The sequence below is a fragment of the Pseudomonas sp. NUPR-002 genome (assembly GCF_056322725.1).
On sequence record NZ_CM150476.1, the window covers coordinates 2,915,707 to 2,938,293 of the forward strand.

Below are 22,587 nucleotides of genomic sequence, written 5' to 3' on the forward strand. Positions count from 1 at the left end.
TTATTCTCCAGGCGTAGTGGGTAGTGGCGACGTCACACGCTCGCGGGTGTGGCCAAGTGCAGTTCAGCGAGGCTGCGCAGCTCGGCGAGCAGGCCTTTGACGTAGCTCACCTGGTTGTTGGCCCAGCGCTGTTCGCCAGCCAGCATCTGCTCCAGGGTGAAGCCGGCGGGCAGCGGCGTGTCGCTCATTTCGCGGTAGGCGATGAAGGGATCGGCAGGCTCGTCGGACTGGCGGAACGCCGGGGCGATGTAGTGGTTTTCCTGTTCGAGGATGAAGGCGATCACTTGTGGCTGCTGTTCACCGAGCATCAGCAACTCGAAGACCATGCGCGCGCTGGGCAGGTCGTCTTCAGCGCTGCCTTGCAGCACGCCGTAATGGCCGAAGCCTGAGGCTTCCGGCACCACGCGCACGCCTTTGAGGTGCACCTGGCGGATGTGCGGCGCAAGGTTGTGCAGTGCCGCCAGCGGTTGCTCGCAGGCATTGATCATGTTGCCGAAGTCGAACAGGGCATGCAGGCGCGGATGGTTGGCTTGGCGCAGCAGTTGGGCAATTTCGTCGCTTTTGAGCTCTTCGTGTTGTTCGAAGTCGAAGTACAGGTCGTGGGCGTCGGCCTGATGCGCGAGGTACAACAGATCGCCGCCGATCCGGTCCATGACCTGCGACAGCGTGCCTTCATAGCGCGAATACACGCGGATATTGCGCGTGCCAATCGCCTTGGCCACGGCGATCACCGCATCAACGTCCGGCTTCAGCGTGCTACTGATTTCCAGGTGCACGTCGAGCTCCAGTTGCCGGGCCTTGTCGGCAAAGGTGCGCAACTGCTCGGCATTCATCTGCGACAGGCTGTTGTGCTCACCGTCGAGCATATGCAGGCTCAAACCCTTGAGCTCGTGACGGTAGGCGAAGTCGAGCAGGTCGAACGGCGTCAGCCGCCCGTGGGTGAGGTTGGTCAGTAACGGATAGGCATGGGCGAACAGGCGAACCTGGTCGAGTCGCTCGATCAGGCGGGTGGCCAGTTCGCGGGTCAACAGCACCGGCGCTGCGGCGCCTTGGGTCTTGTTATCGAGCAACCGGGTGAAGCGTTCTTGGATAGCATTCATTCGAGTCGTTCCTGGTGCGGGCACCGGTTCTACCGGCGCGTTCTTTATCGCGCCGGCGGGGAACTCTCGATAGATCCATTACGAAGCAAATGATAAGGCCACTGGCCGCTGTCTAGACCGGCTGCCCCAGCGCCTTGAGGGCCTGAACCAGGGCCTGGACCTTGGTTTCGGCCTCGGCCTGCGCGGTACCGGCAAAGCCGAGCAACAGCGCAGGCGGCAGGTAGCGCTGCAGGCAGTAATCGCTCAGGGCGTAGGTGTGCACGCCGTGCCCCGCCAGTTGCCGGGCGATGTCCTGGTCGTCGAGGTGCGCTGGCAGCCAGGCGATCAGGTGCATGCCGGCCTCAACTGGGGTAATGCGCAGGAAGTGGCCAAGGCGGCGTTCAAGCACCCCCACCAGGCAGCTCTGGCGCGCCTGGTACAGCGCGCGCATGCGGCGGATATGGCCGATAAAGTGGCCTTCGCTCATGAAATCGGCGGTCACCGCCTGCAACAGGGTCGGCGGGCTGCGGTCCAGCACCGCGCGCAGGGTGCAAAACGGCTCGACCAGCGCCGGCGGCAGAACCACATAACCCAGGCGCAGCGACGGAAACAGCACTTTGCTGAAGGTGCCGACATAGATCACCCGGTCGCTCTGGTCCATGGCGTACAGCGCCGGCAATTGCCGACCGCTGTAGCGCAGTTCGCTGTCGCAGTCGTCTTCGATGACCCAGCGCTGATGGGCGGCGGCCCAGTCGATCAACTGCAGGCGTCGGGCATGGCTGAGGGTGACCCCCAACGGATGCTGGCGCGAAGGGGTGGTGAATACCAGGCACGCCTCAGGACATTCAGCAATGCCTTGCTGCACATCGATGCCTTGCTCATCGATGCGCACCGGTGTGACCCGGCAGCCGTGGGCCTGGAAGGCGATGCGCGCAGCAATGTGGCCCGGGTCTTCCATCCACACCGGGTCATCCGGGTTCAACAGCAGCATGGCCAACAAGTTGAAAGCTTGTTGCGCACCCGAGACGATCACCACCTGCTCGGCACTGCAGTCGATACCACGGGCATCAAAGACATATTCGGCAATGGCCTGACGCAAAGCCTGTAGCCCCTGCAGTTCGCCATAGCCGAGCATGTCCTTGCTGGGTTTTTGGCTGTGGCGGGCGAGCAGGCGCTTCCACAGGTGCTGGGGGAAGGCTTCGAAGGCGCCGTGGCTGGGCAGGAACGAAGTAGGGGTGTCGGCACTGTAGTGTGCATACGACACCCCGCGAAAATGATGGCTGCGCAGGGACAGCATCGATTGGCTCAGGTCTGACAGTTGCGGCGGCGCTGGAGGAGGTGGCTCGGTGTGCCCTGAGCGTTCCCACTCGTCGCCCACGTAGGTCCCGGCCCCGGTGCGTGACACCAGAAAGCCTTCGGCGATCAATTGATCGAAGGCATTGAGCAGGGTGATGCGCGAGAGCTTCAGCTCCTGGCTCAGGGTGCGTGTCGACGGCAGGCGAATGCCCCCTTGCAGGCGGCCGGTAAGGATCTGCTTGCGGATCTGCAGGTACAACTGACGGTACAGCGGGGTGGCGCTGTCGCGGTCGAGTTCAATCGCTGCAAGGAGCAAACCGGCCGGGGATTTCATCGCGTGACTCTCAGCAGTGGTGGAAAGGCTCGCGCATCATACAGGCAGCCACCGCAGTGGGAGCGGCGGTGCGGCGATCCGACTTGCCCCGCGATTGCGGTGTGTCAGTACCGCCGCTATCGCGGGGCAAGCCCGCTCCTACAAGCGTTGTCACGAAATGAAAACGCCTTGTCGCCGGATGCGAAGCACCCCCAAAGCGTAAGGCTTATTGTCCACTCAACCTGTACTGACGCAGTGCATCAAGAACAAGAGTGGAGTGACAAGAATGTCCAAAGTCGTACGATTTTACGAGACCGGTGGTCCCGAAGTATTGCGCTATGAAGACGCCGAAGTCGGCGAGCCAGGCCCAGGCCAGGTCCGCCTGCGCCAGGTCGCAGTTGGCCTGAACTACGCCGACACCTATTTCCGCAACGGCACCTACCCGATTCCGATGCCCAACGGCATGGGCGTGGAAGCGGCCGGCGTGGTGCAGGCGGTAGGCGAGGGGGTCACCAACGTCGCGGTCGGTGACCGGGTCACTTACACCGGGTTTCTCAACACCCTGGGTGCGTATTGCACCGAGCGCCTGATTGGCGCAGCTGCACTGATCAAACTGCCGGAAACCATCGCCTTTGAAACCGCAGCGGCGATGACCATGCGCGGCCTGACCTCGGCCTACCTGATGCGCCGCATTTACGACTTCAAGCCGGGTGACAGCATTTTGCTGCACGCCGCCGCCGGTGGCGTTGGCCTGATCGTGTCGCAGTGGGCGCGCCTGCTGGGGCTGAATGTGATCGGCACGGTCTCCACCGATGCCAAGGCGGAAGTGGCGCGCGCCCATGGCTGCACCCACACCATCAACTACAGCCACGAAGACGTGGCCAAGCGTGTGCGTGAGCTGACCGACGGTGTCGGCGTCAACGTGGTGTTCGACAGCGTTGGCAAGAGCACCTTCATGGCCTCGCTCGATTCCCTCAAGCGTCGCGGCCTGATGGTGTGCGTCGGTACTGCCTCGGGCACCATCCCGCCGTTCGATCCGCAGATTCTGGCGATGAAGGGCTCGCTGCACCTGACCCGCCCGGCGCTGGCCGACTACATCGCCGATCCGGCAGAGAAAGCCGACTTGGCCGGTGAACTGTTTGATCACGTCAGCAGCGGTCGTATCAAGATCGAGATCAATCAGCACTACGCCCTGCAGGATGCCGTTCAGGCCCATCGCGACCTGGAAGCACGGAAAACCACCGGTTCGTCGATCTTCGTCATCTGAAGAGGGTTGCAGCATGCATATCGAACAATTGACCTGCGCCATTGGCGCTGAGGTTTCCGGGGTAAACCTGGCCGATGCTGTGCACGATGACGACCTCTTCGACCAGATCCGTGCGCAGTTGCTCAAGCACCGCGTGCTGTTCCTGCGCGATCAGAACTTCAGCCGCGCCGAACATGTGGCCTTTGCCCGGCGTTTCGGCGATCTGGAGGACCACCCGGTGGCCGGTAGCGATCCGGAGCACCCGGGCCTGGTACAGATCTACAAGCGCCCGGACCAGCCCGCCGACCGCTACGAAAATGCCTGGCACACCGATGCCACCTGGCGCGAAGCACCGCCGATGGGCTGCGTGTTGCGCTGCGTGGAATGCCCGCCAGTAGGGGGCGACACCATGTGGGCGAACATGGTGCTGGCCTACCAGAACCTGCCGGATGAGGTGAAGCAGAAGATTGAAGGCCTGCGCGCCCGGCACAGCATCGAGGCCAGCTTTGGCGCGGCGATGCCGATCGAAAAGCGCCTGGCGCTCAAGGCCCAGTACCCCGACGCCGAACACCCGGTGGTGCGTACCCACCCGGAAACCGGCGAGCAGGTGCTGTTCGTCAACGCCTTCACCACCCATTTCACCAACTTCCACACCCCGCAACGGGTGCGTTTCGGCCAGGACGCCAACCCCGGTGCCGGCGAGTTGCTGCGCTACCTGATCAGCCAGGCCTACTTGCCCGAGTACCAGGTGCGTTGGCGCTGGAAGCCTAACAGCGTAGCGATCTGGGACAACCGCAGCACCCAACACTACGCGGTCATGGACTACCCGCCGTGCCACCGCAAGATGGAGCGCGCCGGCATCAAGGGTGACCTGACCTTCTAAGGCCGGACCAGCAGTACCCCAGCGCCGCAAAGCGCAGCCAAGACAATAACAATACCGAGGACTGAAACATGCAATTCTTCGACGATTCGTTGCACCCGGAAAACATGGATAAGGTGGTGATTACCGTGGCCCCGTATGGCCCGGAATGGATGCCTGAGGATTTCCCCGAAGACATTCCGCTGACCATGGACGAGCAGGTGCAAAAGGCCGTTGACTGCTATGAAGCCGGGGCCACTGTGCTCCATCTGCATGTGCGCGAACTGGACGGTAAGGGCTCCAAACGCCTGTCCAAATTCAACGAATTGATTGCCGGTGTGCGTGAAGCCGTACCGGAGATGATTATCCAGGTGGGCGGTTCGATCTCGTTCGCCCCGGAAAGTGACGGCGAAGCGGCCAAGTGGCTGTCGGACGATACCCGGCACATGCTTGCCGATCTGACGCCCAAGCCTGATCAGGTCACTGTGGCGATCAACACCACGCAAATGAACATCATGGAACTGCTGTATCCGGAGTACCTGGAAGGTACCTCGCTGGCCAATCCAGCATTCCAGGCCGCCTACAGCGAAATGACCGTACCGGCAGGCCCAGCCTGGGTACGTGAGCACCTGCGCCGTCTGCAAGACGCCAAGATTCAGCCACACTTCCAGTTGACCGGCATGCATGCCCTGGAAACCCTTGAGCGCATCGTGCGCCGTGGCGACTACATGGGCCCGCTGAACCTGACCTGGATCGGCATCGGTGGTGGTTTTGACGGCCCGAACCCGTTCAACTTCTTCAACTTCATTCACCGCGCGCCAGATGGCTGCACCTTGACCTCGGAATCGCTGCTCAAAAACGTGCTGCCGTTCAACGCCATGGCTATGGCCATGGGCCTGCACGCACGCTGCGGCAACGAAGACACCATCATCGACCATCAAGGCAAGCGCTTCAGCTCGGTGCAGCAGATTCAGCAGACCGTGCGCATTGCCCATGAACTGGGTCGTGAAGTGGCCAACGGTAAAGAAGCACGTGCGATTTATCGCATTGGTGAGCAGTACAGCAGCATCGAGGAAACACTCAAAGCCAACGGCATGGCACCGAACCGCCAGCCTGGCCAGAAGGGTGTACCGCAGCGCGGCTGATGGGGCAGGGTCGGCCCGAGACGGCGGTGCCGACCCACTCAATCGCAACGTTGTCAGTCAGGCTTCCGATAACAACAAGACTTACGCCAGACAACCGAGGAGGCACTATGGCCGCCTATATCGCCAGCGCCGCAGATGATGGTGTTGACACTTCCCAAGGCATTCCGCGGCGCTATGCCTGGATTGTCTTCGCTTTGACGTTTGGCCTGCTGATTTCCGACTACATGTCGCGTCAGGTCCTCAATGCGGTTTTCCCGCTGCTCAAGGGCGAATGGGCCCTGACCGACAGCCAGCTGGGCCTGCTCAGTGGCATCGTCGCCTTGATGGTCGGCTTGCTGACCTTTCCGCTGTCGTTGCTGGCCGACCGCTTTGGCCGGGTCAAAAGCCTGGTGCTGATGGCCGTGCTGTGGAGCCTGGCGACCTTGGGCTGCGCCCTGGCGGAAAACTACCAACAAATGTTTATTGCCCGCTTTCTGGTGGGTGTCGGCGAAGCCGCCTATGGCAGCGTCGGCATCGCCGTGGTCGTTGCGGTATTCCCCCGCGACATGCGCGCCACTTTGGCCGGTGCGTTCATGGCCGGTGGCATGTTCGGCTCGGTCCTGGGCATGGCCCTGGGCGGGGTGATGGCGCAGCACCTTGGCTGGCGCTGGGCGTTTGCCGGCATGGCGTTTTTCGGCCTGCTGCTGGCCTTGCTCTACCCGCTGCTGGTCAAGGAAGCGAAGATTTCGCCAAAACGCGGCACCACCCCCTGCAAGGCGGAGCGCCCACTGCGCACCTTGTACAGCAGCCGCTCGGTGATTGCGGCGTATGTCGCCAGTGGCCTGCAGCTGTTCGTCGGCGGCACGGTGATCGTGTGGATGCCCAGTTACCTCAACCGATATTACGCCATGGGCACCGACCAGGCTGGCGTGCTCGCGGCCATCATCGTGTTGTGCAGCGGCATCGGTACGATTATCTGCGCCATGCTCTGCGACCGCCTGGGCCGTCAGCGCCCGGACCGTAAAATCAGCCTGGCGATCGGTTATTGCCTGGGCAGCTGTCTGTTGCTGTCGGCGGCTTTTGCCTTGCCTGCAGGCACCGCGCAATTGGTGCTGATCTGCCTGGGCATGATGATCGCTGTGGGCACCAACGGCCCCTCCAGCGCCATGGTCGCCAACCTGACCCACGCCTCGGTGCATGGCACCGCCTTCGCCACCTTGACCCTGGCCAACAACCTGCTGGGCCTGGCCACCGGTCCGCTGATTACCGGCCGGGTGTCCGACCTGATCGGCCTGCAGGCAGCATTCCAGCTGGTGCCGTTGATCAGTATCGCCGCTGCGGCGGTGTTCTTTATTGCCAAGCGCCATTACCACAGCGACATGGCTCGTCTGGCCGGCCAGCAGCACACAACGCCTGGCGCGGCGCAGATTCAGGAGATAAAACCGTGAAACCCGTGTTGTCCATCGAAGTGTTTTTCGACTTCATTTGCCCGTGGTGCCTGATTGGTCAGCGCCATTTACAGGTAGCGCTTGAGCAACTGCGCGAAGAACTGCCGACGCTGCAGGTCACCCAGCACTGGCGTGGCGTGCAACTGCTGCCGGACATGCCCAGGACCGGCCAGCCGTTCGAAGCGTTCTACCGCAAGCGTCTGGGCAGCGAAGCCGCCGTGCGCCAGCGCCAGGCACAAGTGCGTGGCGCCGCCGAAGCCGCCGGTGTGAGCATCGACTTTGCGCGCATCAGCCGTATGCCCAACACCGCCGATGCCCACCGCTTGCTGCAGCGTGCGGCCAGTATGGGCAACGCGCAGCTTACTGAAGCGCTGCTGGCTGAGCTGTTTGCTGCTTACTTTCAACACGGCAAAGACCTCGGCGATCCGGTGACCTTGCTGCACATCGCCAAGACCTGTGGTTTGAACCCGGCGCAGGTCGCCGATTGCCTGCGTGGTGACGCCAGCCCGTTCGTCACCTTCAGCGATGCGGCAATGAACGGCGTGCCGTGCTTCCGTTTCAACGATCGATTGACCGTCAGCGGCGCGCAGCCTGCCGCCGTGCTGCTTGAAGTCATGCGTGAGGCGCTGGGTGCGGCGGTACCGGCATGAGCAATCGCTACCCTGTGCCGGCGGCCAAAGTACCGCCACGCAACAGCCGGGTGCTGTTGAGCTTTGCCGACAAGAGCCTGGCCCTGTTCAACGTCGCCGATCAGTTCTACGCCATCGATGACAGCTGCCCGCATCAGGGCGCGTCGTTGTGCGGTGGGCGCCTGGAAGGGCGGGTGATCCAGTGTTGCGCCCATGGCCTGCGTTTCGACCTGGCCAGCGGCTATCTGCTCAATTCCACGGCGCTGAAAGTCGCCAATTACCCGGTCGAGCGTGAGGGCGAGCAGCTGTATATCGTTCTCGACGCCGAGGAGTCAGGGCAATGAGTACCCTTGCAATCAGCGCTGCCAACCAGCGCATCCGCACATTGGCACCGGGCTTTATGGTCAGCCTGATCGCTGCCGGCGCCGCGACCTTTCTCAGCGAGCATTACCAGGCGCCGGTGATGTTGTTTGCCCTGTTGCTGGGCATGGCCTTGAACTTCCTCGCCGCCGACGGGCCGTGCAAAGCCGGGATCGAATTTACCGCGCGTACAGTGCTGCGTGTCGGAGTTGCGCTGCTGGGGATGCGCATTACCCTGGAGCAGATCGCCAGCCTGGGCTGGAAGCCTGTTGCACTGGTGATCATCATCGTTGTGGTGACCATCAGTGTCTCGATGGTGGTGGCCAAGGCGCTGGGCTTCAACCGCCTGTTCGGCATGCTGACCGGTGGTGCGACAGCCATCTGTGGCGCGTCGGCGGCGTTGGCGCTGGCGGCGGCGTTGCCCGCGCACAAACAGAAAGAGCATGCCACGCTGTTTACCGTGATCGGTGTGTCGGCGCTGTCGACCCTGGCGATGATTCTTTATCCGATGATTGCCGGTTGGCTGCATCTTTCTCCTGCTCAGGCCGGGGTGTTCCTCGGTGCGACCATCCACGATGTGGCGCAGGTGGTGGGGGCGGGCTACAGCATGTCCACCGAGACCGGTGATATCGCCACCGTGGTGAAACTGATGCGGGTGGCGATGTTGCTGCCAGTGATTGTCGTTGCCGCGATGATCACCCGCCGCGCTGGCGATGATGCCTCGGGGCAGCGGCCACCGTTGTTGCCCTGGTTTGCGGTGGGCTTTGTGCTGCTGGCCTGCTTGAACAGCACCGGTTGGGTGCCAACCCTGGTACAAAGCGGCGTCAACGACCTGTCACGCTGGTGCCTGGTGGTGGCCATCAGCGCCCTGGGGATGAAGACGCAGCTCAAGGAACTGGCCAAGGTGGGCTTCAAGCCGATTGCCTTGATGCTGGGCGAGACAGTGTTCCTGGTACTGCTGGTGCTGGCATTGATGCACTGGGGCCTGTAGGAGCGGGCTTGCCCCGCGATGCGATGTGACTGACACACCGCAATCGCGGGGCAAGCCCGCTCCCACAGATCGGTTAGCGCGGTGTGTTCAGATGCTGTGCGCGCCAGGTGGCAGGCGGCATGCCGAACTGGGCAATGAACCAGCGGGTGAACGAGCTTGGCATCGAGTAGCCGAGCATGTCGGCAATACGCCCCAGCGAGTAGCTGGGGTTTTCCAGATAGCGGATCACCAGGTCGCGGCGCACGCTGTTGATCAGGTCACTGAAGGTTATGCCGCATTCCTCCAGCCGCCGCTGCAGGGTACGCACGTTCATGCCCTGGGTTTGCGCGACCTGCTCGATGGTGGCGCGGCCCATGGGCAGCAGCAGGTAGATGATCTTGCGCATCTCCAGCTCCAGCGACTGCTTGCCGCCTGCCTGCAGGGTGTCCAGGTAGCGCTGGGCCAGGCGCGCCATGGCCTGGTTGGCCAGCGGGTTGGCTGCATCGAGGTCCGCGGCCGGGCAGACGATGCCGTTGAATTCACTGCCAAACTCCAGCTTGCAGCCGAAAATCCGCCGGTGAATGGCCAGGTCGGCCGGGGCGCTGTGGGTGAAATTGGCGCTGATCGGGTGCCAGTGGGCACCGAGCAATGCCGCACACAAGCGGCGTAACACACCAATGGCCAGTTCCGTCGCCTGACGGCTGCCTTGCGGCCGCTCGCTGACCACTTCCTCACGGATAATCACGGTTTTTCCGGCGTCTTCGATGTGGATGGCCAAGGCATCGTTGAGCAGATGACGGTACTGCACGATCACCTGCAGGGCGTCACGCAGGGTGCGCTGGTGGCTGAGCAGCAGGCTGATCTCGCCAAAATCGGACAACTGGCGCAATTCGGCCATGCGCAAGCCGAAGGTTTCGCAGCCGCTGACCCGCGCCGACTCTTCCAGCAGGGTAATGACCGAGGATACGGCGATACGTTGGTTGGGGTCTTCGAGCAGCGCGGCGCTGATGCCCACCTGAGCGAGCAGGGCCTGAGGATTGAGGCCCAGGTGACGTGACACCTCGAGGTAATTGGTCAAGCTTGCAGCACGGACAAGGGCGGTCATTTTATTGTTTTCCACGCGTTCTCATTAGGCGTCCCGCTTCTGTGGCGGGTCGCTTTTTATAGCCTGACTGTCGTGAAATGAAAAGCTGGTTATGGCCGCCGAGGCCGAATATTTCACCGGCATAAGCTTAGCCACTCCCAGCTCTTGGAGCGGCCTTGCCCCGCGCTTGCGATTCCATCAGCCCAACGTCACGCACACCCTCAATCACCTCCTCACCGGGCGACTGCGTAGCCAGGATATCCACTCCAATAGTTCGGTGTGTCCCTGCTGCTCCATGGTTGTCAAAAACGCCTTGGTCCAGCGCCTGCTGGCTAATCCGCAAAGACCCGTGCGTCGGCGCAACTCAGCGCTGCTCTCGCCATCGATCAGCCCCTGGGCAAAGGTCAACCAGTGCTGCGGATAACCCATCCGGTGCAGCAACGTACCACGGAGCAAACTCACCGTTTTGTAACAGCCCGGGCAGTAAAAATCCGGACGTCGCTGATTGATCCGATACATATCCGGTGAGCCACAGTGCGGACAGTCTGCGTGTGCTGTGGTCAGAAAATACGAGATGCCACCCAGGAACGCCTGGGCCTGAGCGGCGACATGCGCAGGGGGTTGCAGGGAAGTTCGATCCTGTTGCGCAGACCAACAGTGGTACAGCGCTGGAAACTCTTTGGCCATTAACTCACTAAAGGACTCGGCCCAGTTGCTGGCGGCTCCTCTGCTAAAGCCCATGGCGTCGGCCATCGCTTGCGTAGACCAACCGGCTAACAGGTAGTGGCCAAAGGCAGACCACAGGTGCATGCGCCCAATACTGAAAAGCGGGTGTTTTGCCTTGCCGTTGCACATTTTGCAGCGGAACGAAGCCCGAAGCATGTTTGCACTGGTGACTCGCTTGAGGTGCGGGTAAGCGCAGTACGGGCACTTTTCCGGGGTCCAGTCAGGTAGCTCGTGCAAATAGCGGATGAAGGCATCCGCCTGGCCGTGGAGCTCTGCGGGCAGACGCAGGAGATAGTCGGGTAGCGCCTGGGTTTTGGGTATCGAGGCTGTGATTTCTTTATTACTGTTTTTCACTCAACACTTTCCTTTGTTTTCACATTCCAGGTCTACAAGACGCGTGGTGGGGCCGTTGGCTTTCAAACGGTCGGTAACAAGGCTTGGCCAGAGATTGCGGGAGCGGCGTTTGGCGATGCTGTAGGTGAACTCGTGAATTCGATCCTTAGGGTAGAACAAGGGTTCAAGTATCAGCATTACTACATCATCGAAGCCCAAGTAATTTTTACCTCCTGCATCTTTCTTTGCCTGCTTTATCCGTGCGAGGGTATGTTTAAAGCTGTCGCTCATTTTGAAACGCGCGGCCAGTTGGCTTTTTACAAACGCATCTGACTCGCTGTGATTACCGTGTTCATCGAAATAAGGGCCATTGTTCATGTAGGCGCGGATGTATTCCCAGAATCCTTTTTGTAGAGCCAGTGATTTTCCGAAAGGGGTACCGAGGCTAATCATCAAGGCTGTTTCAGGCTGCCCAAATTTCCACACGCGAATTTCAAGCGATGCGCTTTGCATACTGCCCATTTGGGCGCCGACCAGTTGAAATTCATTCGCCACTGCAGTAATACCATCCCACGGGGCGTGGAACAGTGCACCGTCGTGATCGAAATACACTTCCTGGGTGCGGCGGTTGAATAAGATGGGGAGAGGCAGGGGGCGCAAGGTTTCCCACAGAAATGGCAGCAGAAATAAACTAATACCGAAGGCAAGCGTGATAGGGTCGAAAACACCTCGCATCGCCAGCATCAAGGTAAGAACGACCATTACACAGCCAACTAGCCCGCCTATGCCTGTCAGCATTCCTCGGTAAGAATCATCAGGTGCTTGTAAGGCAAGATAATGCTCAGTGTGCTCATCGACGATAAACAACTCCATCGGTTCTTCGCCCGTCGACTTGTCAGCCTCAAGTATTGCTGTGGACGTGTCGGGTATTGAGCTTCCCTTGTCAGTGTTTTTCACTTATTTGCTTCCCAGCTTTCAGCTTCCAGGTCAACAAGGCGCGTAGTGGGGCCGTCGGCTTTCAAACGTTCAGTAACAAGGCTTGGCCAGCGATTGCGGGAGCGGCGTTTGGCGATGCTGTAGGTGAATTCGTGGATGCGATCCTGAGGGTAGAGCATTGGCTCGAATATCAGCATCGCGACATCATCGGCACCCAAGTAATTTTTACCTCCTGCAACTTTCTTTGCCTGCTTTATCCGTGCGAGGGTATGTTTAAAGCTATCGCTCATTTTGAAACGCGTGGCCAGTTGGCTTTTTACAAACGCATCCGATTCGCTGTGATTACCGTGCTCATCGAAGTAAGGGCCGTTGTTCATATAGGCACGGATGTATTCCCAGAAACCTTTTTGCAAGGCCAGCGATTTTCCGAAAGGGGCACCGAGGCTAATCATCAAAGCGGTTTCCGGCTTGCCGAACTTCCACACTCGAATCTCAAGCGAAGCGTTTTGCAGGCTGCCTATTTGGGCGCCGACCAGTTGAAATTCATGAGCCACGGCGGTAATGCCATCCCACGGAGCGTGGAAGAGTTCGCCGTCGTGATCGAAATACACTTCACGGGTGCGCCGGTTGAACAAGATGGGGAGAGGCAGGGGGCGTAGGGTTTCCCACAGGAATGGAACCAAAAACAAAGGCATGCCTATGGAAAACAACATATAGACCATATCAAGTTTGCCTTGCAATGCGCCTATAAGGCCAAGACCGAGCATTACAAGGCCACCCCACCCACCTAATACGCCTGTCAGCATGCCTCGCTCAGAATCACCTGCTGCTTGCAAGGTCAAATAATGTTCGGTGTGCTCATCGACGGTAAACAACTCCATCGGTTGTTCCCCCGTCGACTTGTCAGCCTCAAGTATTGCTGTGGACGTGTCAGGTATTGAGCTTCCCTTGTCAGTGTTTTTCACTTATTTGCTTCCCAGCTTTCAGCTTCCAGGTCAACAAGGCGCGTAGTGGGGCCGTCGGCTTTTAAACGTTCAGTAACAAGGCTTGGCCAACGATTGCGGGAGCGGCGTTTGGCAATGCTATAGGTGAGTTCGTGGATGCGATCCTTAGGGTAGAGCATTGGCTCGATTATCAGCATCGCGACATCATCGGCGCCCAAGTAATTTTTACCTCCTGCATCTTTTTTTGCCTGCTTTATCCGTGCGAGGGTATGTTTAAAGCTGTCGCTCATTTTGAAACGCGCGGCCAGTTGGCTTTTTACAAACGCATCTGACTCGCTGTGATTACCGTGTTCATCGAAATAAGGGCCATTGTTCATGTAGGCGCGGATGTATTCCCAGAACCCTTTTTGTAGTGCCAGTGTTTTTCCGAAGGGTGCACCGAGGCTAATCATCAAGGCTGTTTCAGGCTGCCCAAATTTCCACACGCGAATTTCAAGCGATGCGCTTTGCATACTGCCCATTTGGGCGCCGACCAGTTGGAATTCATTCGCCACTGCGGTAATGCCATCCCACGGGGCGTGGAACAGTTCTCCGTCGAGATCGAAACACACTTCACGGGTGCGGCGGTTGAATAAGATGGGGAGAGGCAGGGGGCGTAAGACTTCCCAAAGAAACGGCACCAAAAGCAAAGGTATACCTAAGGAAAACGCTATATGGGTAACATCAAACTTTGCTTGTAGAGCTCCGATAAGGCCAAGCCCAATCATTCCACAACCACCTATCCCACCTAGAACACCCGTCAGCCGGCCTCGATCAAAGTCACCGCCTGTTTGTATTGTCAGATAGTGTTCGGTGTGCTCATCGACGATAAACAACTCCATCGGTTGTTCCCCCGTAGATTTATGCGCTTCCAGTATTACCGTGGACGAGTCGTTATGTTGGGGTTGTTCTGAGGTATTCATATCCATGCCCGTTCCATGATTTTCAGCACAGGCAGCGTCAGCCCTTCTTGTGGCGAATAGATCAATTCACCCTCGATACGCCGCAAGTCTCGAACGCCATCCTCATGGTATACGCGGCGATAAGGGGTGATGCCGGCCGCGACAGGAATGCGCGTGCCGCTATGGGGAGCAAAGTCTTCCCCCGTCCATTCGACTTTTCTGATTTCGTCGGGGTAGTAGCCGAGCGTATCGCCCCACACTTCCTGCCCGCTGAAGTGAATCATGTCATCGGTCAACGACACCTGTTCACCGGGCAAATTCAGGATCAGGTACGTGGAGGTGAATGTCCCTTGATAAGGGTGGATTTCTCTCAGCCGGTGCGCATCAAAGCTGACGGGAAACAGAATGGGATACAGCTTGTCCATCGACAGGCTATAGCTGTTTGACCAGGTGGTGTCCGGGCTAATACCAAAGCGACCGCGTTTCACCCATTGTTCCAGTGGCGAGTCTGTCGTATAGAGACGGGCAATTAGCCCACCTACGATTAGCGCCGTGAGACCTAACAGCTTGGCCATGAGGTGTGGCACTACGTTGACCCCTCGGGCGATAGCCGCAGCATCTCCTACGATCACGGCGGCCCGTGCGGCGCGGAATGCCCGAAATGCCTGGACCTGAAGGCTGATACTGGCCAGCGAAGCGCCGCTCAATGCCAAGTTAATAGCCATGGTGTCAAAGTCGCCCGCTTCGTAGGCTTCAAACGCGTCGACCCCATAAAGCACGACGTCGAATGCCAAAACCACGCTTTGTGCCAACGCCGTGTCGGCGGCTCGTTCCAGAGCTTTGACCAAAAGCAACCGCGATGAAATGGACGTCCCACCGCTTTGCCGGACGGCTGATGTCCAATTAACTTCGGCCACTCGTTGGAATACCGAAGCAGTTGCTGCACCAACGCCTAATAGAGCACCAGCTGCACTAACTCCGCTTTTGTAGGTCGGCTTGTTATAAAACTCACTCCCCGCCCAAACAAAATTCGCCCCCGCCACCAATGCCACCAAACTCTTGACCGGCGCCTTACTCAACGCCCCCTTCACATCAAACACGCCGCCCAGATCGGCGTTCGCGGCGAGGTTGACCGGCAATGGCGGCAGCTTGGTGTTCGCCGGTACCAGGTGCATGAACGGGATACTTTCACTCACCGCACTGGCCAATGGCGCCGCCTTGAGTCTGGCAGGCAGCGTTTTGCGGGTGCCGATCTGGTCGCTGTACCACTCGCCCAATTGCCGCGGGGTGACAGCCAAAGTCTGGATGCGCTGACCGCTGCGGGCCAAGGCGGCGGTCATGTAGATGCGCCCGGCAGTGCTGGCGGCATTTTCCGCTTGGTGCAAGTGCATGCCAGCAGCCGGTGCGAGGGCTAGAAACAAGGCCTCCTGGCTGGAGGCCGGGGCATGTTGAGCGAGCTTTTCAGCGGCGTTGTTAAGCCCCGCTGCATAAGCCACGGCCTTGGCCAGTTGGGTGATGCCGTCTTTGAGTGCAGTGCCATCGTCGCGGGTTGCATTAGCCAAATCGACGAGGCTTTTTATTTCGCCAATGCCCAGCCGCTTGGGTAAGCCCAGCAATGCCCAGAGTAACCAGGGTTTGCCTGGCGCGTTTCCCTCAAGGTTCGAGGTGATGGCCTTGGCACCGATGCTGGTAGTGGCCGGCCCCAGGCAGGCAGTAGCGAAATGCACTTCCAGCGCTTCGCGAGTGGCCGGGACGATCAGGTCGAAGTGACCGCAGGCGGTGTCCATCGTGGACGGGCCACTGCCCCCTAACGTGTTGAACCAGTCGACCCACAGTTGCGCCAGGCGGCGCATATCGATGCTGTAGTGATGTTCTTGCCGGCCCTGGTCTTGCCAGACGTAGTTCAGCTCTTCATAACGGGTGATCTCGCGCCATTGATCTCGCAGTTGCCTGTCGCTCTCCATCATTGACTGCAAGACGCCGGCAATGGCCCAGTCTTCAGCGTGGTGTTCCTGATAATTGTCAAACCCCGCTTTACGGGCGCGCATGAGCGCGGCGAGGTCAAGCAGTACGCCCCATGCGTCATCGATCACCACGTAAGTTTGCTGTTCGCAACGCGACATCTGCCGGAGCACTTTCGGCCACTCGGGTGCGTGTTCGGTTGCCGGTTCGCTGCTCCAACCGTAGAGGTTTGGATCGCGGTATTCGCCAATTTGCTCTTTGATCGCGCCGATCTGGCCACTGAAGGGCGCCACACCCGGCACAAAGGTACGCATGATGCGCTGGCGCACAGCCGGGTCTTGTTTGGCCGCCTGGTACTGCGACTCACTCCAGCGCACTGGCGACCACACCAATCCGGCGGGCACGCCCGCCCTGAGCAGCAAGTGCGGTTGGCTGCGGGTATCGATCACCCGGCCGGCACGTTTCGTTTGGGTGAGCAGAGCGGCTTCGACCTGATACTCAACTAGTTTGCCTGGCGAGCTTTGCCACACGTACAGCCAACCGTCGCGCAGCAAGCGGGAGGTGTAGTTCAGCGTTTGCCCGCTCAAGTCTGGATGGCGCGGGCCAAGTTCCGGAAACTGACCACTCAGTGGCGGCAGATCATAAGCGCTGGTATCGATAGCCGCAGTGGGGCCCAAGGCGTAGCGCAACGGCAATACCGCCGCGAGGAGCGGGCACGTGCCGTAGGGGGCTTGATCGTGTGGGGTCATGAGAACTGCTCCGTGTTGGCCGGTAAGCTCAGTGCGTGCATGAGTGCGTCGGGTAGGGTGATTTGTGCTGTCAGGCCCTTGTCCGCGGGAGCGGCATCACGCTCGGGCGCGTCGTTGTTCCAGGCGCACACCGAGACGCCGTCATGGCGTAACCAGACGCTGTCGACGCCATACCAGAAGCCCGCAGGCCAATGGGCGCCCGCCAGACGTGCGCGATCAAGCACGGCGCCATCGGCCAGGCGTAACCAGTACTCGCCTTGCTGTTCATCAAAAACGCGTAAACGCCGTTGCAGGATTGCCCGCAGTTGTCTGGCGCTTTGCCCAGAGGCCAGCCATACGCCGTGCTGCAAATCGTCACCGCCCCACCATGCGCGATGGCTGGCACTGCCGCGTGAGGCATCGAGTAAAAACGGGCCGGAGCCAGCAATGGCTTCGTAGAAAGTACCGTTGAACAAAGGCCAAGGATTGTCGGAGCCGTAGTGTTGGCTGAGCCAGTGAACAGCATCGTCGTACTGCGCACCGTCAAGCAGAAGGAGGCCTTTGTCCGGGATCGTCAGGGTCATGCTGGGTCTTCCTCGCTTTTCGACGCGTGTTGGGCGGCATCACAGACCGGACAGATGCCGGAGGTCGCCTGACGGAAAACTGCGTCTTGCTTGAGCAGCGCTTCCAGAGGGAGGGGGTCGGCGCTGGTTGTCTGAGCGCCTTCAGGCATTGACAGCACGGCTGGCATCGCGGCTACCGGTGTGCCGCCCTGGACGATCGGAACGCTGCTGAAAATCCCCCTGGGGCCGATGACGATATGCTGGCCACCGCCTTGCAAACTGATGTTGCCCTCGGCGTTGACGACCACATGGGCACCGGCCTTGATGTGCACTTGCTGCCCTGCATCGATCACCAGCGTTTGCCCGACCTGGGTGTGGCTGCTGTCGGTGATGTGCAGGTAGTCGTTGGCTTTAAGCTCGACCTTGCGGTCAGCCGTCACCGTGAGCTGGTCTGCGGCTTCGAGCACCGAAATGCTGTTACCCCTGATGGTTTCCCAGCGTTCGTTGCCGACTTCCAGGCGGCTGTCGTTTTCGATTTTCTGCTCCATGTCGCGCTGGGCTCGCAGGTAGATCAGCTCCTGGCCGCTGCGGTCTTCGATCGACAGTTCGTTGTAGCCGCTGCTGTCCGGCGTGCTGCGGCTGCGCAACACGGTCTTGGTCTTGTTGGCGGGCAAGGGGTAGGGCGTTGGCGTGAGCTTGTTGGCAATGCAGCCGCTGATCAGCGGTTGGTCGGGGTCGCCCTCCAGATAGGTGACCAGCACTTCCATGCCGATGCGTGGCACCGTCACCGCGCCGAACCCTTCGCCTGCCCAATTGGAAGCCACCCGCAGCCAGCAACTGCTTTTGTCGCTGTTCAGTTCGGCGCGGTCCCAGTGGAATTCGACTTTGACCCGGCCGTATTCATCGCAGTAGATCTCTTCGCCTTCCGGGCCAGTGACCCGGGCGGTCTGGTAGGTCAACTGCGCGGGACGCTTGATCAGCGGCGGACGGTAGAACACGTCCCAGGGGATAGCGCGGAAGTGGTTGCGGTAGCCCTGGCTGAAACCGCCTTCGGGCAGGTTTTCGATGCTGGCCGATTCTTCCAACACCTGCGGCTGCTTGCCTTCGTGAGTCACACTGAGCAACAGCCACAAGTCGTTGTACGATTTGCGCGGATGCTCGCTCAGCTCGAAAAAATGGCCGCTGCGCAGCAGGGATTGGTCGCTGTGGCCTTCGGCCAATTGGTAGTCGGTGCGGTGCCGCTCCAGCGCCTGGCGAGCAAGCTGTTTGCTGCGTTCTTCGCTTTCGTCGGGGGCTGGGTAGCGGTAGTCCTCAAGGGCCGGGCTGAAGTCGGCGCGGGCCTGTTTTTCCAGCAAACGGCTGGGGCGCTGGAAGTCATAGGCGCGTTGGGTCACTTTATTGTTGCGGGTGCTGAAGCGCTGGCTGAAGCGGCTGACCACCGGGTGCTCGGCGGCCATGCCAGTACCTTGCCGATAGGGGGTTGCACCGAGTTTGGGGAAGAAGGTCTGGTGGTCGCTGAACACCAGATGATGACCTTCCGGGCTGTGCTGGTGATGCCAGGCAATGCCTTCTTCACTGCACAAACGCAAAATCAGTTGGTAGTCGTTTTCGAAATATTGGGTACAGTACTCACGTTCGCTGCAGTTGCTGACGTGAAAGCTGAAGGTATCCGCTTGAATGCCGTGGCTCTGCAGCACCTCGGCGATGATCTGCGGCACGCTCATGTGCTGGAAAATCCGCTGTTGGCGGCTGAACTGCAGGTAATGCAGCGCCGGTACCAGGGTCAGCTGATAGTGGGTCAGGCGGGTGCCGGGCTCGCCGATCAGGACATCTTCGATGTGGCCGTGAATGCCTTCGCCATTCTCGCCAAAGCGCAGGAATGCCGGCAGGCCAATCAGGCTGTCGAGGTCGACGTTTCTGCGCTCGCTGACCAGGTCAACGGTAATCGCATACAGCTGGCTGATGGCTTCGGTGCCGTGAAAGGCCAGGACTTTGAAGTCGTTGCGGACGGAGGGGATTGTCAGCTCAAAACGCGCGTCGTTGGCGAAGGTAGGCATGGGTTTGTTTTTCCACGGGTAGAAAATAGGCGTGGAAAACTTACCCAATGTTTTTTTGGAAAGATGTCAGACGCGTCCGAAAATGCGTCGGTATTTGCCAAACTGGTGGGGGCGGGGTTGTTGTAGGAGCGGGCTTGCCCCGCGAGGCGATGTGGCTGACAGAGCGCTATCGCGGGGCAAGCCCGCTCCTACAGGTGGTGTAAGACAGTTGCCCACCGACGGCTGCCCGTGGCCCTGTCATCAAATGAAAAGTCACTGACGCTCAATGTAAAGCACCCGGGGGGAGGGGTGATTACTGTGACTCTCGAAGCGCTCACCTGAGTCGGTGAGCTGACTGTCTTGAGCATAGGTGCTGATGTGGAAAGATTGCATACCGCCGCTACCGTTCTGATCGTCCCTGGCCTGCGTGACCATGTCGCCGAGCATTGGCAGACCCTGTTGCAAGCCAAGCTGGCCAAAGTTCGCGCCGTACCGCCGCTGCAGGTCAATGGCCTTGACTGCAACGCCCGGGTCGAGGCGATCCAGCGCGAGCTGGAACAGATCGACGGTGACGTGCTGCTGGTGGCGCACAGCGCCGGTGTGTTGATGGTGGCCCACTGGGCCGCGCGCTATAACCGGCCGATCAAGGGCGCCTTACTCGCCGCACCACCGGATCTGCAGGCCGAGTGGCCCGCTGCTTACCCAAGCCCGGACAGTCTGCGTGCCCACGGCTGGGCACCGCTACCGATTACCCCCTTGCCGTTCCCGAGCATTGTTGCCGCCAGCAGCAATGACCACCTGGCCAGCCTCGACGCCGTTACGGCGATGGCCGAAGGCTGGGGCAGCCAGCTTGAGCTGCTGGGCGCCGTTGGCCACTTGAACCCGGCAGCCGGCTTCGGCCCATGGCCGCAGGCGGAAACCTTCATTCAAACCCTGGACCGTTAATCCTGCCATCGCGCATGGACGCTTGACCAACGCCCGCAACCGACGGGCGGCGAAAACAACAATAACAATACGTGGAGTCATCGTAATGCCAAAACACCGCATGTTCTGCGCTGTGCCGTCGCAGCGTTGCCTGCTTGCCTGCGCCATCAGCTTGCTCGCCTTGCCCGGCGCCCAGGCGTTTGAAGTCGATACCGGTAATGAAGACTGGGCGGTACGCCTGGACAATACCGTCAAGTACAACTACGGCGTACGCACCGAAAGTGCCGACAAGCGCATGTTGGCCACGCCGAACAACAACGACGGCGACTACAACTTCCGCAAGGCTGGCACCAACATCACCAACCGCGTCGACCTGTTGACCGAACTGGACGTGATCTACCAGGGCAACATGGGCTTTCGCGTCAGCGCCGCCAGCTGGTACGACAAGGCTTACGACAACACCGGCTCCAATTCCAACCCGTTCGTCAACGGCAATGGTGACAGCTCTGGCATCAACCCAAGCCTCAATGGCCTGCCCGGTACCGGCACGCCCTTGGGCAGCCCGCACCTGAGCAACTATGCCCAACGCTATTACAGCGGCCCGTCGGGCGAAGTGCTCGACGCCTTCGTGTTCATGCGCACGGAAATCGGCGACAGCTCGGAACTGAGCGGCAAGCTCGGCCAACACAACCTGTTCTGGGGTGAAACCCTGCTCAACCCGGTGCACTCGCTCAGCTATGGTCAGTCCGGCCTGGACCTTGCCAAGCTGGCGGCCTCGCCCGGCACCGAAGCCAAAGAACTGTTTGTGCCGCGTAATCAGCTGTCCACCTCGTTTCTGCTGAATGAAGAGCTGACCGTCGGCGCCCAGTACTTCTTCGATTGGGATGCAGCGCGGTTGCCGGAAGCGGGCACCTACTACGGTGGCTCGGACGTGGTGGGCGAGGGCGCCCAGAGCTTTCTGCTCGGCCATACCGGCACGCCCGGACTGATCCCGGTACGCGGTGCGTTGACCAGCATTCGTCGCGGCGACGACCTGACCCCGGACAAACGCGGTGATTGGGGCGTCATGGCCAAGTGGTCGCCTGAATGGCTGGGTGGCACCCTGGGCTTCTACTACCGCAAAACCTCGGAAATTCTCCCGCAGGCCTGGCTCGATGCCCGTGGCCTGACCGTATCACGCGGCCCCTTCGGCACACCGCCAGGCAGCCTCCAGGGTGCGGTCGGCAACCTGTACAACTCGTTGCAATCGACTACCTACCAGTTCGCCTACGCCGACAACATCGACGTGTATGGCTTGAGCCTGTCCAAAGACGTCGCAGGCATCAGCGTCGGTAGCGACCTGAACATTCGTCACAACATGCCACTGGCGAGCATTCCGGCCATCGTCAGCGCCCCCGGACAAGGTGGCCTGGGCGGTGGTTTCGGTTTGCTGCCACCGCGCTTGCCAAGCAGCGGCGTGATCTACGACGTGCCCAGCGACGGCGACGGCCTGAGCGCCACCGGCCAGACCCTGCACTGGACCCTCAACGGCCTGATGACCATCGGCGATACGCCGCTGTTCGACAGCGCCAGCCTGCTCGGCGAGCTGTTCTACAGCAACCTGCTGAAACTCGATGGCCATAACGAGGCCTTGTACAAAGGCAAAAGCAGCTACCGCGGTATCGACAAACCGACCCGCGATAACTGGGGTATTGCCGTCAACTTCACCCCGACCTGGTACCAGGTCATGCCTGGCGTTGACCTGAGCATGCCGCTGTCGATCAACGTCGGACTCGATGGCGTCTCACCCGTGCAGGGTGGCGGCGCCGAGGACACTGGTAACTACGCGGTGGGCGTCAGCGCTGCGGTGTACAACCAGTATTTCGTCGACCTCAAGTACGTCGACAGCTTTGGCAAGACACAGTCGTGCAACGACGGCCAAACCGATGGCGCGGCACCCAATGCCCTGGACGGTGAGCAGGATTACACCTGCTACGGCGGCGGCTACTCGTCCTTCTCGGGTGGCGGTGCCACCACCGAGGACCGTGGCGCGCTGTACCTGACGGTTAAAACCACTTTTTAAAGTCACGTCTTCCTTCAGACATTA

The 22,587-nt window shown here is 60.2% G+C and carries 19 protein-coding genes; 9 read left to right on the plus strand and 10 right to left on the minus strand.

Annotation, left to right across the window (positions count from 1 at the left end; all coding sequences use genetic code 11):
- Nucleotides 1-32: 32 nt before the first annotated feature.
- Together ACVWSC_RS13205 and pdxR are read right to left on the minus strand one after the other, a co-directional pair.
- Nucleotides 33-1,100: a sugar phosphate isomerase/epimerase family protein gene (locus ACVWSC_RS13205; RefSeq protein ID WP_442114074.1), complete on the minus strand. Its 1,068-nt coding sequence runs from the start codon at nucleotides 1,098-1,100 to the stop codon at nucleotides 33-35.
- Nucleotides 1,101-1,212: 112 nt separating this feature from the next.
- The gene (gene pdxR, locus ACVWSC_RS13210) at nucleotides 1,213-2,709 is read right to left on the minus strand and encodes a MocR-like pyridoxine biosynthesis transcription factor PdxR (RefSeq protein WP_442114075.1); all 1,497 of its coding nucleotides are present in this window, start codon (nucleotides 2,707-2,709) and stop codon (nucleotides 1,213-1,215) included.
- A 265-nt stretch (nucleotides 2,710-2,974) separates the two neighbouring features.
- Between pdxR and ACVWSC_RS13215 the strand changes: the two genes are divergently transcribed.
- The 7 genes from ACVWSC_RS13215 to ACVWSC_RS13245 all read left to right on the plus strand — a co-directional run bounded on the left by ACVWSC_RS13215 (nucleotide 2,975) and on the right by ACVWSC_RS13245 (nucleotide 9,345).
- On the plus strand, nucleotides 2,975-3,955 hold the full coding sequence (locus ACVWSC_RS13215) for a quinone oxidoreductase family protein (protein WP_442114076.1): 981 nt from the start codon (nucleotides 2,975-2,977) through the stop codon (nucleotides 3,953-3,955).
- A 13-nt stretch (nucleotides 3,956-3,968) separates the two neighbouring features.
- Nucleotides 3,969-4,817, plus strand: coding sequence for a TauD/TfdA dioxygenase family protein (locus ACVWSC_RS13220; protein ID WP_442114077.1), 849 nt, complete (start codon nucleotides 3,969-3,971; stop codon nucleotides 4,815-4,817).
- A 68-nt stretch (nucleotides 4,818-4,885) separates the two neighbouring features.
- On the plus strand, nucleotides 4,886-5,938 hold the full coding sequence (locus ACVWSC_RS13225; protein WP_442114078.1) for a beta-keto acid cleavage family enzyme: 1,053 nt from the start codon (nucleotides 4,886-4,888) through the stop codon (nucleotides 5,936-5,938).
- 107 nt (nucleotides 5,939-6,045) lie between these two features.
- Nucleotides 6,046-7,365 (plus strand): MFS transporter, encoded by a 1,320-nt coding sequence (locus ACVWSC_RS13230; protein WP_442114079.1) that lies wholly within the window; start codon nucleotides 6,046-6,048, stop codon nucleotides 7,363-7,365.
- Nucleotides 7,362-8,015, plus strand: a complete 654-nt coding sequence (locus ACVWSC_RS13235) for a DsbA family oxidoreductase (RefSeq protein WP_442114080.1) — start codon at nucleotides 7,362-7,364, stop codon at nucleotides 8,013-8,015. Before ACVWSC_RS13230 ends, ACVWSC_RS13235 begins: the two co-directional genes overlap by 4 nt.
- Complete coding sequence (locus tag ACVWSC_RS13240) at nucleotides 8,012-8,338, plus strand: Rieske (2Fe-2S) protein (RefSeq protein ID WP_442114081.1); 327 nt, start codon at nucleotides 8,012-8,014, stop codon at nucleotides 8,336-8,338. Before ACVWSC_RS13235 ends, ACVWSC_RS13240 begins: the two co-directional genes overlap by 4 nt.
- Nucleotides 8,335-9,345: a YeiH family protein gene (locus ACVWSC_RS13245; protein ID WP_442114082.1), complete on the plus strand. Its 1,011-nt coding sequence runs from the start codon at nucleotides 8,335-8,337 to the stop codon at nucleotides 9,343-9,345. The genes ACVWSC_RS13240 and ACVWSC_RS13245 overlap by 4 nt, the downstream gene beginning before the upstream one ends.
- A gap of 73 nt (nucleotides 9,346-9,418) precedes the next feature.
- On the opposite strand, the gene ACVWSC_RS13250 is transcribed toward ACVWSC_RS13245, so the two are convergent.
- The 8 genes from ACVWSC_RS13250 to ACVWSC_RS13285 form a co-directional block, all read right to left on the minus strand.
- On the minus strand, nucleotides 9,419-10,429 hold the full coding sequence (locus ACVWSC_RS13250; RefSeq protein ID WP_442114083.1) for an AraC family transcriptional regulator: 1,011 nt from the start codon (nucleotides 10,427-10,429) through the stop codon (nucleotides 9,419-9,421).
- A 204-nt stretch (nucleotides 10,430-10,633) separates the two neighbouring features.
- A complete protein-coding gene (locus tag ACVWSC_RS13255; protein ID WP_442114084.1) occupies nucleotides 10,634-11,488 on the minus strand; it encodes a hypothetical protein in 855 nt (284 codons plus the stop codon).
- Nucleotides 11,489-12,424 (minus strand): hypothetical protein, encoded by a 936-nt coding sequence (locus ACVWSC_RS13260; protein WP_442114085.1) that lies wholly within the window; start codon nucleotides 12,422-12,424, stop codon nucleotides 11,489-11,491.
- On the minus strand, nucleotides 12,421-13,368 hold the full coding sequence (locus tag ACVWSC_RS13265) for a hypothetical protein (RefSeq protein WP_442114086.1): 948 nt from the start codon (nucleotides 13,366-13,368) through the stop codon (nucleotides 12,421-12,423). Before ACVWSC_RS13265 ends, ACVWSC_RS13260 begins: the two co-directional genes overlap by 4 nt.
- On the minus strand, nucleotides 13,365-14,315 hold the full coding sequence (locus tag ACVWSC_RS13270; protein WP_442114087.1) for a hypothetical protein: 951 nt from the start codon (nucleotides 14,313-14,315) through the stop codon (nucleotides 13,365-13,367). Before ACVWSC_RS13270 ends, ACVWSC_RS13265 begins: the two co-directional genes overlap by 4 nt.
- On the minus strand, nucleotides 14,306-16,999 hold the full coding sequence (locus ACVWSC_RS13275; protein ID WP_442114088.1) for a toxin VasX: 2,694 nt from the start codon (nucleotides 16,997-16,999) through the stop codon (nucleotides 14,306-14,308). The genes ACVWSC_RS13270 and ACVWSC_RS13275 overlap by 10 nt, the downstream gene beginning before the upstream one ends.
- Nucleotides 16,996-17,562, minus strand: a complete 567-nt coding sequence (locus ACVWSC_RS13280; RefSeq protein ID WP_442114089.1) for a DUF4123 domain-containing protein — start codon at nucleotides 17,560-17,562, stop codon at nucleotides 16,996-16,998. Before ACVWSC_RS13280 ends, ACVWSC_RS13275 begins: the two co-directional genes overlap by 4 nt.
- Nucleotides 17,559-19,598: a type VI secretion system Vgr family protein gene (locus ACVWSC_RS13285; protein ID WP_442114090.1), complete on the minus strand. Its 2,040-nt coding sequence runs from the start codon at nucleotides 19,596-19,598 to the stop codon at nucleotides 17,559-17,561. The genes ACVWSC_RS13280 and ACVWSC_RS13285 overlap by 4 nt, the downstream gene beginning before the upstream one ends.
- 357 nt (nucleotides 19,599-19,955) lie before the next feature.
- On the opposite strand from ACVWSC_RS13285, the gene ACVWSC_RS13290 reads away from it, so the two are divergent.
- Both ACVWSC_RS13290 and ACVWSC_RS13295 read left to right on the plus strand, forming a co-directional pair.
- Nucleotides 19,956-20,522: an RBBP9/YdeN family alpha/beta hydrolase gene (locus ACVWSC_RS13290; RefSeq protein WP_442114091.1), complete on the plus strand. Its 567-nt coding sequence runs from the start codon at nucleotides 19,956-19,958 to the stop codon at nucleotides 20,520-20,522.
- Nucleotides 20,523-20,607: 85 nt separating this feature from the next.
- Nucleotides 20,608-22,563, plus strand: coding sequence for a DUF1302 domain-containing protein (locus tag ACVWSC_RS13295; RefSeq protein ID WP_442114092.1), 1,956 nt, complete (start codon nucleotides 20,608-20,610; stop codon nucleotides 22,561-22,563).
- Nucleotides 22,564-22,587: the final 24 nt, after the last annotated feature.